We start from the raw sequence: 13,662 nt of genomic DNA, 5'->3' as shown, positions 1-13,662 counted from the left end.
CAACCTAATACCTTGTCCATCGTTGATAAAATTGCTCAATCTCAGATTGTGAATAGAAGTGCCTAACCAATTCGGTTTGATAGATTTTATCAAGATAGTCAACGGGCAAATTAACATGCCGCAGAAAACTTTTGTATAGACTCTTATAGCGCTTCTGTAAACCGACATTAGCCTGAACAAGATTAAAGTTTTGCAGTCCCAAGAACTCTTGAAATGCACTCTGGTATGAATCATTTAGAGATTCCAACTTTAACACAAGAATTCTTGCTAGCCTACTGTTGTAAACATAGTAATTCCTCTTGGACAAGCTAGGTGCAGCAAATATATCAAAATTTAAACTCTCTTTTAACTCAAAGTTGAACCACTCAAATGGGTGTTTACGTCTTGAATTGTTAACCTGTTCTTGGTAGAACCTTTCAATAAGTTCTTGCAAAACTTTTGTCTCACCTTCTGCGTTGATTCTCTTCCTGTAATCAAGCCCTAATAGGAGTTCTCTTTCTAGATTCTGAAAAAAACTCGATAATATTTTCGCGACAGGATCTCTGACCAGAGTGATCACACTCCAAGGATTAATTATATTCTTTTGATCCAGTTGACTTCGCAAGTATTCTGAGTGAATAGTTTCAGGATACATGAAGCGTAGTTTTGGAAAATTGGTTTTGTCCCTTTCTATAGCTCTACTGATCTGCTCATGTCTGAGGGTATGAACATGATAAATGGGAATGTCAAGATTTAATGCCTCAAGGCTTTTCCAAATTGTCGTTGAGCCAACCTTACTCATTTGATAAATGACAATTTTATCTTGACTACGCAGACTTCCTAGCCGTAAACGCAGACGATGATATGGATGTGTAATGTGATAGTTTTGCCTGAGTAAAGACTGGATTAAAGGCTTAAGTCCCATAGGGTTTTACGTTTAGATTATGCCAAATCAAAGAGTAAAACTTCAGTATCGGTTGTCGCGGCTATTACCACATCTGTTTCCTCACTCAAAGCAGCACCATCACCCGACTCTAAACCTAACCCGTTTACCGTAATCCTACCTCGCGCTACCTGTAGCCAGCCATAGCGTTGAGGTGCGATAAAATAAGTGATGCGATCGCACTTTGTCAAGAGGGCTGCATATAGGTTTACATCCTGATGAATGGTCAGAGAGTTTTCTCTCCCATCACCTGAAGCAATTAAATGGAACTGTCCGGGATTCTTGGCGATGTCAAAGTTATGCTGTTCGTAGCTAGGATTATGTCCATTTTTATCAGGCAAAATCCAAATCTGTAAGAAGTGAACGGGTTCCGTTTGTGAATGATTAAATTCACTATGACGAAGACCTGTACCCGCACTCATCCGTTGTACATCACCGGGATAAATCACGGAACCATTCCCCATACTATCTTTATGTTCTAGCGCTCCATCTAAAACATAGGTAATGATTTCCATGTCCCGATGTCCGTGAGTACCAAATCCTGCACCCGGACTAACCCGATCCTGATTAATCACGCGCAGGCTACGAAATCCCATTGCATTTGCATCGTAATAGTTAGCAAATGAAAAGGTATGATAGGTGTCTAACCAACCGTAATTAGCATGTCCTCGTTCTTGGGTTTTGCGAATGTTAATCATTTGTCATTTGTCCTTGTATTTAGACACAAATTCTGTCCGCTGTACTAAAAAAGGTTAACAAGCGTCACATTCTTACTGTTCCCTGTTCCCTTATCCTCATATTCAACTATAAAACCCATACCGCTATTATGGGAAGTATGCACTTGAAAGTAAGATAGTTACCAAAACGATACTATGGCAACTAAACGCGCCGAGAGTGAACGCGCCAATTGTCCTGTAGAACGTACATTAGAGGTTATTGGCGGTCGCTGGAAAGTCTTGATTCTGCGGGAATTATTTGCAGAGGTGAAGCGTTTTGGTCAGTTACATCGGGCTTTACATGGTATTACCCAGAAAATGCTGACGCAACAGTTACGAGAACTGGAAGCGGATGGTATTGTTCATCGGGAGGTTTATCTGCAAGTTCCGCCAAAAGTTGAGTATTCTTTAACACCATTAGGTGAGAGTCTTCAACCGATTCTTGAGGCGATGCATGAATGGGGGATAAAACATCTGGATTGGGATGATCAAAAACAAAATATAGCCGGAAAATAAATTTCCGCGTCAAAGCTAAAGTAGTTTAATTCAATTGAATATCACCTAGGTCAGCTTAAGCCTTGAACTCAAGTTCAGGCTAAAAGCTAAAACTCGTTAAAACGGGTTCAAAGATTTAATCAAAGCGAGGGTTTATAGCGAAGACAGCGCTTACTACGAAAGCGGTTTAAGGGATGGCTTCAGCTAATCCCATACTAATCAACCTAAAGGCAATATGTTGCACCTGTTCTACGGGGAATTTGAGATGTTGGGCAATGGTATGAAGCGATTCAGCCCCTTTACTATACTGCCAAATTTGCCATTCTAATGTATCTAGCTGATAGGAAGGATAACCAGCAATTGTACTGAGTAAATTCTGATTCGGATCAGGTAATTTAGCCGCCAAATTATCCCAATTCGGTAAAACCCGCAATCCCATTAAGGTAGCTTCTGTCGCCGGAATACTTAACCCGGTCATTTCTTGGGTGGGAATTACAGCCGCAGAATCAAATCGAAAAGAACCATCTTGCAGTTGAAAAAGCACAGATAATTGCTGCAACAGTTGAATTTGAAACAGTTGTTCTAAATTTAAGCGCGTTAAAACCCCTTGTTGGTTTAAACATACGCCTAATGGCTGATTGACAGGACAACACCATTGAACCAGTTTGGTCAACACGCGATCGCTAACCAATTGGCATTTGCCAATCAGGAAGATTAAACCTTGTCCATCTCGCCGATTCGCCGCCGCGATAATGTCACCCTGTTTAACCCATAAATAGTATGTTCCAGTGGCTGGCGCAACAGCCCGAACCGTCAACAGCCCTGTCCTTTTGCCCTTTTCAATTAACTGAAAAATCTCTGGTAATGATACGTCGCTTAAAGTACCGATAATACCCATCATTGTAATGACTAAGACACTTACCCTATCAACTTGTTTATTGCAGTTTGCCGTCAGTCCTCAAATAATACAACGCAAGATCACAAGTTAAGTTCACAACTTAACCACCGACGGGGTAATGCGGATGGAAAAGTCGGCGGGTTCAGGCAAAGCATTCACCGTTTTTTCACGGTTTTCGCTTAAAATAAACGGTTTGAACCCATTCTGACTTTTAACCGACTCTTAACCTGAATGTCACCAAAACCTCAGCCTCCCAAGCGTCAACGGGGAGTTATTCTTTCCGTTCAAGGTTGGCAACGCCTAAAAGCCGCGCAGCGCAAATTAGCCTTTCAAGATAATCGGGGAAAACCCTACACCCTGGAACAATTAAGCGAACGTACCCATTTAAGTCCAAACACCCTGATCAAAGTACGACGGCGGACGATACCTGTCGATCGCAAAACCTTAATCTCCTATTTCAGCGCCTTTGATCTGACACTTAATCCTAACGACTATACCAAAGCACACACCAACTCATCTCATTATGATCAAGTTCCGCTCAAAAGTCCAGTTCCTCTCAATTCTCCTTTTTATATTGAACGTTTACCCATTGAATCCCTTTGTCACGAAACCCTGATCAAACCGGGAAGTTCCATCCAAATTGTTGCGCCTCAGCAAATGGGTAAAACCTCTCTGATGACGCGAATCTTGCAGCAAGCTAGGCAGGAAGGCTTTCATACCATCCCCTTAAATCTGCAACTGGCAGAATCTGCGATAGTTCGTGATTTACAGCGATTCCTGCAATGGTTCTGTGCCGTGGTGACACGAGGCTTGGGTTTACCGCATCAAGTGCCAACCTATTGGGATGATATCTATGGCGGAAATGCTAATACTACCTATTATTTTGAAACCTATCTATTACCGCAACTTGATAATCCTTTAGTTTTGGCATTAGACGACGCTGATGTACTATTTAACTATCCAGAAACTGCGAGAGAATTTTTCAGTTTGCTGCAAACCTGGGGCGAAAAAGCCAATTATGGGGATAGATGTGGTCAAATTTGGCAAAAATTGCGCCTCGTGATTGTAAATTCAACTGAACTTTACGCCAGGTTTGGGGGAAATTCCATCGAGTTTACAGCAGAAGTATTGATTCAGTTGTCAGAATTTACCGAAGAACAAGTCCAAGATTTAGTAATTCGCCATGGATTTAGTTGGCAACCGCAACAGGTTAAGCAATTGTATCAGTTGATAGGGGGTCATCCACATCTGCTCCAGCTAACGTTAAATGCGATTAAAACCGAAAAAATTCCCATTGACCAATTTTTGGCAACCGTTACCGCAGAAGCTGACATTTATCGGGATCATTTGCACCAGTGCTTAGAGTATATCCACCAGGATTCAGCACTCATGAATGCCTTGATGCAACTTGCCAATTCATCAACGCCTGTAGAATTTGAGCCAATTCTTACCTGTCGCTTGCAAAATCTAGGACTGGTACAGGTTGCTCAGGGCAAGGTTAAACTGCGTTGCCAATTATATTACCACTATTTTCGCGATCGCCTCAAACCCCTCGGCTTAAAAGTCCCCCCCGAAACCCGCCAAGCTAGCATGGTGGTGATTGAGGGAGTCAACTTAACCGCTAACCTGCTGGCTCATCCGGAACCGACGTTTAATCAACTCTACAAAGACCTACAATTGTTTGTCCAGCTTGCTCAAGAATTTGACGGAAAAATTTTCAAATCCATTGACCAAGGAATGTTAATTGTATTTCCCAGTTGCCTACAGGCGATTAACTTTGCCCAAGAGATTCAATTAACGCTTCAATCCGCCGTTCAACGGGACTCAACTCCGGGACTCTGTTATCGGATTGGTATCCATTGGGAAGATGTTGTTTTTTGTTACACGGGCGTGAGTGGACTCGGTGTCAAAATTGCCCACCATCTCACCGCAGAAGCGCCTCCTGGCGGGATTTGTATGTCTCATAGCGTTTATCAGGCGATCGCCAACTATCTGTCCCAGCCGCCGCAACCGATGGGACAGTGGCAATTTGAGGACAGTGAAAAACCAATTGACCTGTATCAACTGATTTTTTAAAGACTCTCCACTACACTCAAGGAAGCGTTCTTTTCGTTTTGAGAGGTAGGCTTATCCTTGAGTATCATTTTGACCCCCTTTTTAGAGGTCAATACTACACCTTGACTTGGGGATTGTCTAACGGTCTGTGACATTCGCGATCGGCGAACCATACCAATTGTTTTCGGCAAAACCCCAACTAACTGAGCAATTATCTCATCCGAGAGTTCATTAATAAGCTGGGCGTCGAAATATTTATAGAGTAAACTTAATAAGATTTTGGCACGGTGTAGCGGCACATAAGTGGTCATCGCATATTGGGTAAACAAGATCCAACGCTGCCTTAATTGATAAGCCTTCTGGCGTTCATACCGTGATTCAGGATAAACTAACGAAAGCGTACCAATGGGAACCACCCGCGTACAATCCGCATCAAAAAGTCCACCAACAGCCGCACCAGGACCCGCGAGTTCTGCATGATGACGATGACTAATAATTAATGCATTACCACGAGTACCATTCACCCTGAGCAGTTGTCCCGTCTGTAACTGACTCAGGATTTCAGTGGGTTGAATAATAGGTTTACGGATTAGGGCTAGCTCTGTCATGGCACCTCAAAAAAAACGGGCAAGTCGTCGGACTTTCATTCAAGTTAACGGTTGAGATTAGGAAGGAACAGGGAACAGTACAGTAAGGATTTGAGGCTTGTTAACCTTTCTTAGTACAGCGGAGAAAATTTATGTCCAGGTACTTATCTCCGCTGATTCGTGATAGATAGTTAAGGGATAAGCTTTCGTTGAAATTGTGACATTATTAACCAGATCAGACATTGAGCCTACTCTATTTTGCACCCTAAGCGAAGAACTAAAATTTAGAGATTTATCGGTATTAAACCGTTATTCAACAGGTATACTCTTAGGCTGTTGATGTTACTAAGCTGCTGTGGAGTCAAACGGATGGGTTTGAATGAGTATAACGACTTATTCATTATTTTAAGCCACACTTCACCAAAGCATTGGTAAATTTCTGACTTCTAATGTAAAGAGTTGATGAAGAAGGCAGAGGACAGAGGAGCAGGGGGAGCCGGGGGAGCCGGGGAAGCAATGTAGAGACGTAGCATGCTACGTCTGGAAGCCGGGGGAGCCGGGGGAGCGGATTTCCAATCAACAAATGACCAATGACTAATGACCAATAACGAAATTCAACAGCAGTGGGGAAGAGGCAAGAGTTCGCAGTAAAGTGAAGGAAGACTCACTAGATACACCCTTGTTGATTAGGGAAATAACTGCATAAATAGTCATGGCACCAGAAAGAATCGTTCTCCTATCGAGCCGAGAAATCGAGAAAATGCGTCAAGCTGGGCGTTTAGCCGCCAAACTCCTAGATCACCTTGAACCGATGATTCAGCCAGGGGTGAGTACATTGGAACTCAATGACGAAGCCGAGCGCTGGACTCAGAAACATGGAGCAAAAAGCGCTCCCTTGGGTTATCGTGACTTTCCTAAGTCAATTTGTACCAGTATTAATGAAGTTGTCTGTCACGGTATCCCCAATGCTAAACAAATTCTCAAGGATGGGGACATTATCAATATTGACGTGACCCCGATTGTGGATGGATTCCACGGGGATACGTCCCGAACCTTCTTTGTCGGTACACCTTCACCCACCGCCAAAAAGCTGGTTGAAGTCACCTACGAATGTATGATGCGGGGAATCGCTGCTGTGAAACCCGGAAACCGCATTGGTGATATTGGGGCGGCTATTCAGGAATACGCGGAAGCCAACGGTTTTTCTGTGGTACGGGATTTTGTTGGACACGGAGTTAATCGCATCTTTCATACGGCTCCCCAGATTCCTCACTACGGTACTCGCGGTAAAGGAAAGCGTCTGCGCTCCGGGATGGTGTTTACGATTGAACCCATGATTAATGAAGGAACATGGGAAGTGGAAATTATGGCGGATAAATGGACAGCGCTGACGAAGGATCGTAAGCTTTCGGCTCAGTTTGAGCATACTATAGCTGTTACGTCAGAGGGGGTAGAGATTTTAACTTTACCCGAACCGATGACAACGATGAAATCGGCGTGATGCATTGAGATGGGGGAGATGGGGAAGATGGGGGAGCTGGGGAAGCTGGGGGAGCTGGGGGAGCTGGGGAAGCTGGGGAAGCTGGGGGAGCTGGGGGAGCTGGGGAAGCTGGGGAAGCTGGGGGAGCTGGGGGAGCTGGGGGAGCTGGGGAAGCTGGGGAAGCAGGGGAAGCAGGGGAAGCAGGGGGAGCTGGGGAAGCAGGGGAAGCAGGGGGAGCGGATTACCAATGAACAATGAACCATCAACAATGAACCATGAACAAATGACACATGACGAATGACAATCTCCACAGTTAACTGTTATTGTCTCTACCTGCTTAATACACCATTCGTCAACCGAAAGCAGATTCGATATAGTTTTGTAGGATAAGCTCGCATCCTTCCAGAATGAATGGTTCACCAACTTGAGGGGCTGACGTCGGCAACAGGTTCTTAGTATTATCCCGGCGTGAGTTGTTGCAGATACGGTGATAGCGAACCAGGGCGACATCAAACCGACAAGGAAGTTCACTTAAATCGGGATGTTCTGCTAAAAATAGTTCGGCTGTTCGCCAAAGTTTGGCTTGCTTAGAGGATGTAATCGCCAATTGACCATCGGCGTCCCAATTCCCTCGACTGCGAGTTTTCACCTCGACAAATGCCAAGATGGGTGACTCCGCGTTTGCTGGTGAAAAGGTAAGGGGATGAACATGGGAATTTATGTCCAGATTGGATATGGAATTTTCCTTTCCCTGGACATCTCGATAGGCAATCAAGTCGATTTCTCCCCAACGACAATGCCATCGGTGATGTAAAATATGCCAACCTTGGGCTTGTAACCAGGTGGCAACGAGTTGTTCTCCGAGTTGTCCTTTGTTATTTGTCATTCGTGATAAGTAGTCGGACTTTCATTAAAGTTAACGGTTGAGATGAAGGAACAGGCAACAGGCAACAGGCAACAGTAAGGATTTGAGGATTCTTAACATTTCTTAGTACAGCGTACAGAATTTATGTCCAGATAATTAATTACTCGCTCATCGAGAAACCGTCAATGGTAAGATGATTTGATAACTTGTCAGAAACATATACAGATTCCCAAAATTATGTTCAGATTCATTTTAGTTTGGCTAGCTAGCTGTTTGATTTTTATCGGTAGTCCTTTTAGTATGGCGATGCTTCCTGCTTCCCCAGCTTTGGCTTTGGATTATAACAAAGAGTATTTGGTGAATTCAGATTTTTCCGATCGCGTCCTGACTGATGCCAGTTTTAACCAGGCAGATTTGCGGGAAAGTAATTTTAGCCATGCGGAGTTGCAGGGAGTTAGTTTTTTTGGGGCAAATCTGAAATTGGCGAATTTGGAAGGGGCAAATCTCAGTTACTCAACGTTAGATAAAGCGCGTTTGAATGGTGCTAATTTGAAAAATGCCGTGCTTGAAGGTGCTTACGCTTTCAATGCTCAGTTTGATGGTGCGACGATTGAGGGAGCTGATTTTACGGACGCTTTTCTTGATCCCAAAGCTGAAGAACAATTGTGTCAAATGGCTACAGGTACAAACCCCACCACAGGTCGCCAAACTCGCGATACTTTATTCTGTTTTTAACTGTTAAGACTAGAGCTTACCATTACATTGGGCACAAAGTTTTGCGTCCCTACTGGTTATGGGGGTAAGGTTAATTCATCAAAATCGGTGTTTGTGGCGATTGGAATCAGAAAAAATGTACCATTGCTCCCCCTGCTTCCAGACGTGCCATGGCACGTCTCTACATGGCTGCCCCAGCTCTACCCACAACCACAACTTATTCAGCAGCCCCTAACTATATAATGGGGGCAAATTTGTGAATATCAAAGATGTTAATTTGACGCATTTGCTGTAACTTTTGCACATGTCGATGGGCTTCAATGATTTGTTTAACGTAGTATTGGTGGCGTTTATAATCAGTGGTCATATTTAGCTTTTGCCATTGTTCTAAACAATATCGCTTGTGCTTTTCCCAGGTCACGAGTTCTAAACAAGCGATAGAGGTACGAATCGCTAAGGGGGTGCGAATCATATCTTCAACACGCTTTTCGTTTAAGTGGAATAAATGTTCGACCTGAGCCATTTGCTCCGGGAACTGGATACTACGATCTTGTAATAAGGCAATTAGTTTTTCAGGGTGCTGGAATAGAGTTGCCTGAGCCGTGGTTTGCAGGTCTAATATTTGCCGCCACAAAAATCGGTGGGGAGAGAGACTAAACAACAAATCTTTGGTGTCTAAGGTTTCAATAATGGTCTGGCGATAGTCGGGATAGTGGAGATAAATGCGTAAGAGTAAGGCTTCGGCTTGTTGGAGTAGACTTTGTTCTTGGCTAAGGGATAAGTCAATCGAGACAGGTAAGTTTTGCTGATTCAGATTGGACTTGTCATCTTTCTTGATCGGAGTCCGGCGTAATTTCCTCAGTTGCGTCTGTAAATTTTCAACGAGTCGGGGGATCAGGTGAGTTTGACCCTGACTCAGCTTTTCGGCACAGTAATCAATATAATAGGTTTGTTGATTAGGCTCCTCTATTTTATACAGCAATTTGACGATTTCCTGAGCCACCTGTTTATATTGGTTGGCTTGTTTAAGATCTTGACCCATTAGAAGTTGATCAATCTGCCATTTTAACCATAAGGGTGCATTTTGTAGTAGCTTTTGGTATTGGTTTGCCCCATTGGGGGTATGGGTAAGGAAGTCATCCGCGTCTTTACCCTCAGGGAGGTTAAGTATCCGCAGTTGGACTTGTCCTTTGTAGGCTAAATCGGCAATTTCTCCGATCGCCCGTTCGGCGGCGGTGGTTCCGGCTTTGTCGGCGTCAAAGTTGAGGATGATTTGGTTGGATTCGGTGTAACGCAGCAGTAGGCGCATTTGATCCACACTTAAGGCTGTCCCCAAGGAAGCGACAACGTTGTGAATCCCTACCCGATGCAGGGCGATCGCATCGAAATAGCCTTCCACAACTACGGCTTGATCCTGATCCGCGATCGCGTTGTAGGCTTTGTCTAAGGCAAATAAGGTTTTCCCTTTATTAAATAGCAGTGTTTCGGGAGAATTAAGATATTTGGGGAGTTCATCCCCTAATGCTCTCCCGCCAAACCCAATCACTCGCCCTTGACGATCATGAATCGGAATCATGATGCGATCGCGAAACCGATCATAATAGCCGTCTCCTGATTTACGTGGCAAAATTAATCCCGCATCTTTAACCAGTTGTACGGGTTTGCCTTTTTGTTCCACCAAATAACGGTACAGGGTTTCCCACGTCGCTGGCGCATAGCCTAACTGAAACTGTTGGATGGTTTCCTCTCCCAGATGTCGCTGAGATTGTAAATACTCCAGCGCCTGCTGTCCTTGGGGTTGTCGGAGTGCGTGTTGATAAAATGAGGCGGCGAGTGCCACAATCTCATACAGTTGCTCCTGTAACGATAGCTGACGCTGTAATTCTTGCCGTTGTTCAGGTTCCAGGGTTTTCACTCGGATTTGATAGCGCCGAGCTAAGTCCAGAACCACCTCACTGAAGGGCTGTTTTCCCGCTTCCATGAGGAATTTAATCGCAGTTCCCCCCGCACCGCAGCCGAAGCAGTAGTACATTTGTTTGTTGGGACTGACGGTAAAACTGGGTGTCTTTTCGTCATGGAAGGGACACAAGCCTACATAGTCTTTACCTCGCTTTCGCAGCACAACTTGCTCCGAGACGATATCAACAATGTCTACTCGTTCTTTGACTTGGGCGATGGTATCTGGGTGCAGCCGAGGAATTTGCACAGTGTTCTGAGAAACGGGTAATGGGCGAGTAACTATCAGAGTTCTGGGTGACAGCAGGGATCGGGTAGCGTCCGTGAGTCATTTTTCCAGAACCTAATAGACCTATTGTAATTATGTGATATCTCACACCCAAGGATCAATCATGAATTCAGCTCAGACAATTATTCTCTCGCCCTTGGAATTGAGAGTAATTGCGGAAATGAATAAAGTGCGAACTCAGCCCAGGTCTTATATTCCGCTTTTAGATAACTGGAAACAGCGGTTTTCGGGGAACCAGGTTAAACTTTCGCAACAGGTATTTTTACGCACCATTGAAGGTGTCAATGCGGTTGATGAGGCGATTGATTTTCTCCAATCCACTCGTCCCTTACCGCCGTTCAAACTATCGCTGGGGATGTCGCAAGCGGCGAGAGATCATGTTCGCGATCAAGGAGAAACGGGAAAGATCGGACATATTGGTGGCGATCGCAGCACTCCTTTTATCCGTCTGAATCGGTATGGGCGTTGGCAGATCACAGCGGGTGAAAATATTACTTATGGTGTGGCGCGGGCGGATGACATTATTATGCAATTAATTATCGATGATGGGGTTCGCGATCGCGGTCATCGAAATAATATCTTTAATTCCGCGTTTCAAGTTGCAGGTGTAGCCTTTGGCTATCATATTCAGTATCAAAATATGTGTGTCATTACTTATGCTGGGGGGTACAAGACAGCCGCAGGCATCAGGGCGTAAGCAAGGCAACAGGCAACAGGCAACAGTACAGAATGTCCTAACCTGCCTTGGTAAAGCTATACTCGCTACTCAAAGGGCGCACGTCTGTGCGCCCCTACTGTAAATACATGACCTCTGATTTTGTAACATTTTCTACATGTTTTACTCTCTTTAATGTTTCATTTTTTTAAAAGTGTTATTCCTTTAAGAAGGATTCGCCTATACTGAAAAGCGATCAAAAGGTAAAACTTTGTCGGCGTCATGAGCAAAATTACCTATTTGTTAATTAGCAAAATGCGTTAATCAAGGAAACCTATAATGTCACAGAAAATTTTTCACCAAGACAAAACCCAACTCAATGACTCCTTGTGTGATTTAAATTTGCTGGGCTTGTGGGCAGCAAGTGGCAGTGAGTGGAGTACGATTATTAGAGAAGACTGCTCAATCACTGTCAATCAGTCTGTTGAGAAAGGAACATCGAACACCAAAGCCACTACACTATTATTAGTCGGATTTGTAGGATTTTTCACTTTATTAGGTACAGCAATTTTAACGCCGACCTCCTCAATGTCTCCAGCCGTCCAAGTGAATCAAGAAACGCCTGCGACAGACTTAAACAGTTTCATGTTCTATTAAAACATCTGGGAAGACTCTTTGCTTGGCTCAAGAGTTCTGGTTTGTAGGGGCAGGTTTAGGGATTTTTTTTCACTATTATATTAATAGTAACGTTTGTGCAAAACCCGCCCTGACTAACTCCGCCTGTTTTCCCAAAGGCGGGTTTAGTCACGTTATTGGTTTGTGGCAAAATGTTATCGGTAAAACCCGCCCCTACACTTGTGTCCCTTGCGCTCCTGTACGAATCATCAGCAACATGGGAAGATAATCTCTGATAGCTGATGTGCCGTGTTTGAGGAGTGTAACCCTTGGTAACTATTCGCTGTCGGGAGATGACATTCCCGAATATAGAAGCGATCATTTTTGATAAAGATGGGACGTTAGAAGATTCACAAGCCTTTTTGCGAGAATTGGCGCATAAGCGATCGCGCTTGATTGATGCTCAAATTCCTGGTGTGGGTGAACCCTTGCTGATGGCGTTTGGGATTCAGGATGATAGCCTTGATCCGACGGGATTGATGGCGGTGGGTAGCCGTCGGGAAAGTGAAATCGCCGCCGCCGCCTATATTGCCGAAACGGGGCGCGGTTGGTTAGAATCTCTGGAGATTGCCCGTAATGCCTTTGTCGAAGCAGAGCGATATCTCAAGGATGCAGCCGGGACTTCTCCGTTATTTGCTGGGAGTTTAGATGTCCTCAAATCCCTGTCTGAAGCGGGTTTAAAATTGGGAATTCTGTCGGCGGCTTCAACAGCAGGAGTGCAAGCCTTTGTCAAACGCCACCAGTTAGACCCTTATATTCAATTACAACAAGGGGTTGATACAGACCTTAGTAAACCTGATCCGGCGTTATTTCTGCAAGCCTGTGAACGTTTGGGCGTTTCTGCGAGTGCAACGCTGATGGTGGGAGATTCAGCCGGAGACATGGCGATGGCAAGTCGTGGGGGTGCGGCGGGTTGTATTGGGATTAGCTGGGGAACATCGATTAATTTCCCAGATGCAGATGTCGCGATCGCCCAATTGGATGAAATTCAAGTTGTATGAATTATTAATGATGAAAGATAGGGGAATCGGGGCGGGTTTAGTCACATTTAGGTGGAATGTCACTGACTTAAGCTGGGTTCGTAGTAGGCACGAAGCGTGCCAGAAGCGAAGACAGCGCTTACTACAAACTCTTGGCATTCCATTTAGGTGAGAGAAGAAAGGATAATAGTGAAACCTGCCCCTACAGTACCTGTTCCCTATTCCCTATTTAAATAGGGTCTGCTGAATAAGTCTTGTGGTGGGGAAAAGGCTTTTATGCAGGAGGCAGAAGGCAGAAGGGAAGAGGGTTTAATCCAACCCACAATCGTTGTCCTGGGAGTATCTTTCTCACGCTAGGTGCTAGGTTTTTTACAA

The 13,662-nt window shown here is 44.5% G+C and carries 14 protein-coding genes; 8 read left to right on the top strand and 6 right to left on the bottom strand.

The genetic code is table 11. The features are described 5' to 3' along the window. Nucleotides 1-4: 4 nt before the first annotated feature. Together RIE73_RS31865 and RIE73_RS31860 are read right to left on the bottom strand one after the other, a co-directional pair. A complete protein-coding gene (locus RIE73_RS31865; protein WP_446404984.1) occupies nucleotides 5-904 on the bottom strand; it encodes a putative capsular polysaccharide synthesis family protein in 900 nt (299 codons plus the stop codon). Nucleotides 905-921: 17 nt separating this feature from the next. Beyond that, on the bottom strand, nucleotides 922-1,620 hold the full coding sequence (locus RIE73_RS31860; protein WP_446404983.1) for a pirin family protein: 699 nt from the start codon (nucleotides 1,618-1,620) through the stop codon (nucleotides 922-924). Between the two features lie 174 nt (nucleotides 1,621-1,794). Between RIE73_RS31860 and RIE73_RS31855 the strand changes: the two genes are divergently transcribed. Then, nucleotides 1,795-2,154 (top strand): winged helix-turn-helix transcriptional regulator, encoded by a 360-nt coding sequence (locus RIE73_RS31855; RefSeq protein WP_446404982.1) that lies wholly within the window; start codon nucleotides 1,795-1,797, stop codon nucleotides 2,152-2,154. Nucleotides 2,155-2,320: 166 nt separating this feature from the next. Here RIE73_RS31855 and RIE73_RS31850 read toward each other — a convergent pair whose 3' ends face one another. Further along, complete coding sequence (locus RIE73_RS31850) at nucleotides 2,321-3,034, bottom strand: DUF4388 domain-containing protein (protein WP_446404981.1); 714 nt, start codon at nucleotides 3,032-3,034, stop codon at nucleotides 2,321-2,323. A 228-nt stretch (nucleotides 3,035-3,262) separates the two neighbouring features. On the opposite strand from RIE73_RS31850, the gene RIE73_RS31845 reads away from it, so the two are divergent. After that, the gene (locus tag RIE73_RS31845; RefSeq protein ID WP_446404980.1) at nucleotides 3,263-5,107 is read left to right on the top strand and encodes an AAA-like domain-containing protein; all 1,845 of its coding nucleotides are present in this window, start codon (nucleotides 3,263-3,265) and stop codon (nucleotides 5,105-5,107) included. Here RIE73_RS31845 and RIE73_RS31840 read toward each other — a convergent pair. Next, nucleotides 5,104-5,694 (bottom strand): hypothetical protein, encoded by a 591-nt coding sequence (locus RIE73_RS31840; protein WP_446404979.1) that lies wholly within the window; start codon nucleotides 5,692-5,694, stop codon nucleotides 5,104-5,106. The two genes, RIE73_RS31845 and RIE73_RS31840, sit on opposite strands and share 4 nt — an antisense overlap. A 691-nt stretch (nucleotides 5,695-6,385) precedes the next feature. Between RIE73_RS31840 and map the strand changes: the two genes are divergently transcribed. Beyond that, nucleotides 6,386-7,174, top strand: a complete 789-nt coding sequence (gene map, locus RIE73_RS31835) for a type I methionyl aminopeptidase (protein WP_446404978.1) — start codon at nucleotides 6,386-6,388, stop codon at nucleotides 7,172-7,174. Between the two features lie 18 nt (nucleotides 7,175-7,192). Continuing rightward, the gene (locus RIE73_RS31830; RefSeq protein ID WP_446404977.1) at nucleotides 7,193-7,411 is read left to right on the top strand and encodes a hypothetical protein; all 219 of its coding nucleotides are present in this window, start codon (nucleotides 7,193-7,195) and stop codon (nucleotides 7,409-7,411) included. A gap of 94 nt (nucleotides 7,412-7,505) precedes the next feature. On the opposite strand, the gene RIE73_RS31825 is transcribed toward RIE73_RS31830, so the two are convergent. Next, complete coding sequence (locus RIE73_RS31825) at nucleotides 7,506-8,039, bottom strand: YraN family protein (RefSeq protein WP_446404976.1); 534 nt, start codon at nucleotides 8,037-8,039, stop codon at nucleotides 7,506-7,508. A gap of 216 nt (nucleotides 8,040-8,255) precedes the next feature. Between RIE73_RS31825 and RIE73_RS31820 the strand changes: the two genes are divergently transcribed. Then, complete coding sequence (locus tag RIE73_RS31820; protein WP_446404975.1) at nucleotides 8,256-8,753, top strand: pentapeptide repeat-containing protein; 498 nt, start codon at nucleotides 8,256-8,258, stop codon at nucleotides 8,751-8,753. A 214-nt stretch (nucleotides 8,754-8,967) separates the two neighbouring features. Here RIE73_RS31820 and dnaG read toward each other — a convergent pair whose 3' ends face one another. Then, on the bottom strand, nucleotides 8,968-10,938 hold the full coding sequence (gene dnaG / locus RIE73_RS31815) for a DNA primase (protein ID WP_446404974.1): 1,971 nt from the start codon (nucleotides 10,936-10,938) through the stop codon (nucleotides 8,968-8,970). A 142-nt stretch (nucleotides 10,939-11,080) separates the two neighbouring features. Here dnaG and RIE73_RS31810 point away from each other — a divergent pair, with 142 nt between their 5' ends. From RIE73_RS31810 to RIE73_RS31800, 3 genes are all read left to right on the top strand, one after another. Further along, a complete protein-coding gene (locus RIE73_RS31810; RefSeq protein WP_446404973.1) occupies nucleotides 11,081-11,674 on the top strand; it encodes a CAP domain-containing protein in 594 nt (197 codons plus the stop codon). A 297-nt stretch (nucleotides 11,675-11,971) separates the two neighbouring features. Then, complete coding sequence (locus tag RIE73_RS31805) at nucleotides 11,972-12,289, top strand: hypothetical protein (protein ID WP_446404972.1); 318 nt, start codon at nucleotides 11,972-11,974, stop codon at nucleotides 12,287-12,289. 287 nt (nucleotides 12,290-12,576) lie between these two features. Next, nucleotides 12,577-13,308 (top strand): HAD family hydrolase, encoded by a 732-nt coding sequence (locus RIE73_RS31800; protein ID WP_446404971.1) that lies wholly within the window; start codon nucleotides 12,577-12,579, stop codon nucleotides 13,306-13,308. Nucleotides 13,309-13,662: the final 354 nt, after the last annotated feature.

Source organism: Coleofasciculus sp. C1-SOL-03, assembly GCF_040220555.1.
GTDB lineage: Bacteria > Cyanobacteriota > Cyanobacteriia > Cyanobacteriales > Coleofasciculaceae > Coleofasciculus.
Note: the sequence above shows the minus strand (reverse complement) of the source record. Positions and strands in the feature narration are given on the sequence as shown.

Coding starts and splice junctions, on each gene's coding strand:
- RIE73_RS31840 (WP_446404979.1), bottom strand. CDS start 5,694: ATGACAGAGCTAGCCCTAATCCGTAAACCTATTATTCAACCCACTGAA.
- RIE73_RS31860 (WP_446404983.1), bottom strand. CDS start 1,620: ATGATTAACATTCGCAAAACCCAAGAACGAGGACATGCTAATTACGGT.
- RIE73_RS31850 (WP_446404981.1), bottom strand. CDS start 3,034: ATGATGGGTATTATCGGTACTTTAAGCGACGTATCATTACCAGAGATT.
- RIE73_RS31825 (WP_446404976.1), bottom strand. CDS start 8,039: ATGACAAATAACAAAGGACAACTCGGAGAACAACTCGTTGCCACCTGG.
- RIE73_RS31820 (WP_446404975.1), top strand. CDS start 8,256: ATGTTCAGATTCATTTTAGTTTGGCTAGCTAGCTGTTTGATTTTTATC.
- RIE73_RS31830 (WP_446404977.1), top strand. CDS start 7,193: ATGGGGAAGATGGGGGAGCTGGGGAAGCTGGGGGAGCTGGGGGAGCTG.
- RIE73_RS31855 (WP_446404982.1), top strand. CDS start 1,795: ATGGCAACTAAACGCGCCGAGAGTGAACGCGCCAATTGTCCTGTAGAA.
- RIE73_RS31865 (WP_446404984.1), bottom strand. CDS start 904: ATGGGACTTAAGCCTTTAATCCAGTCTTTACTCAGGCAAAACTATCAC.
- map (WP_446404978.1), top strand. CDS start 6,386: ATGGCACCAGAAAGAATCGTTCTCCTATCGAGCCGAGAAATCGAGAAA.
- RIE73_RS31810 (WP_446404973.1), top strand. CDS start 11,081: ATGAATTCAGCTCAGACAATTATTCTCTCGCCCTTGGAATTGAGAGTA.
- RIE73_RS31845 (WP_446404980.1), top strand. CDS start 3,263: ATGTCACCAAAACCTCAGCCTCCCAAGCGTCAACGGGGAGTTATTCTT.
- RIE73_RS31805 (WP_446404972.1), top strand. CDS start 11,972: ATGTCACAGAAAATTTTTCACCAAGACAAAACCCAACTCAATGACTCC.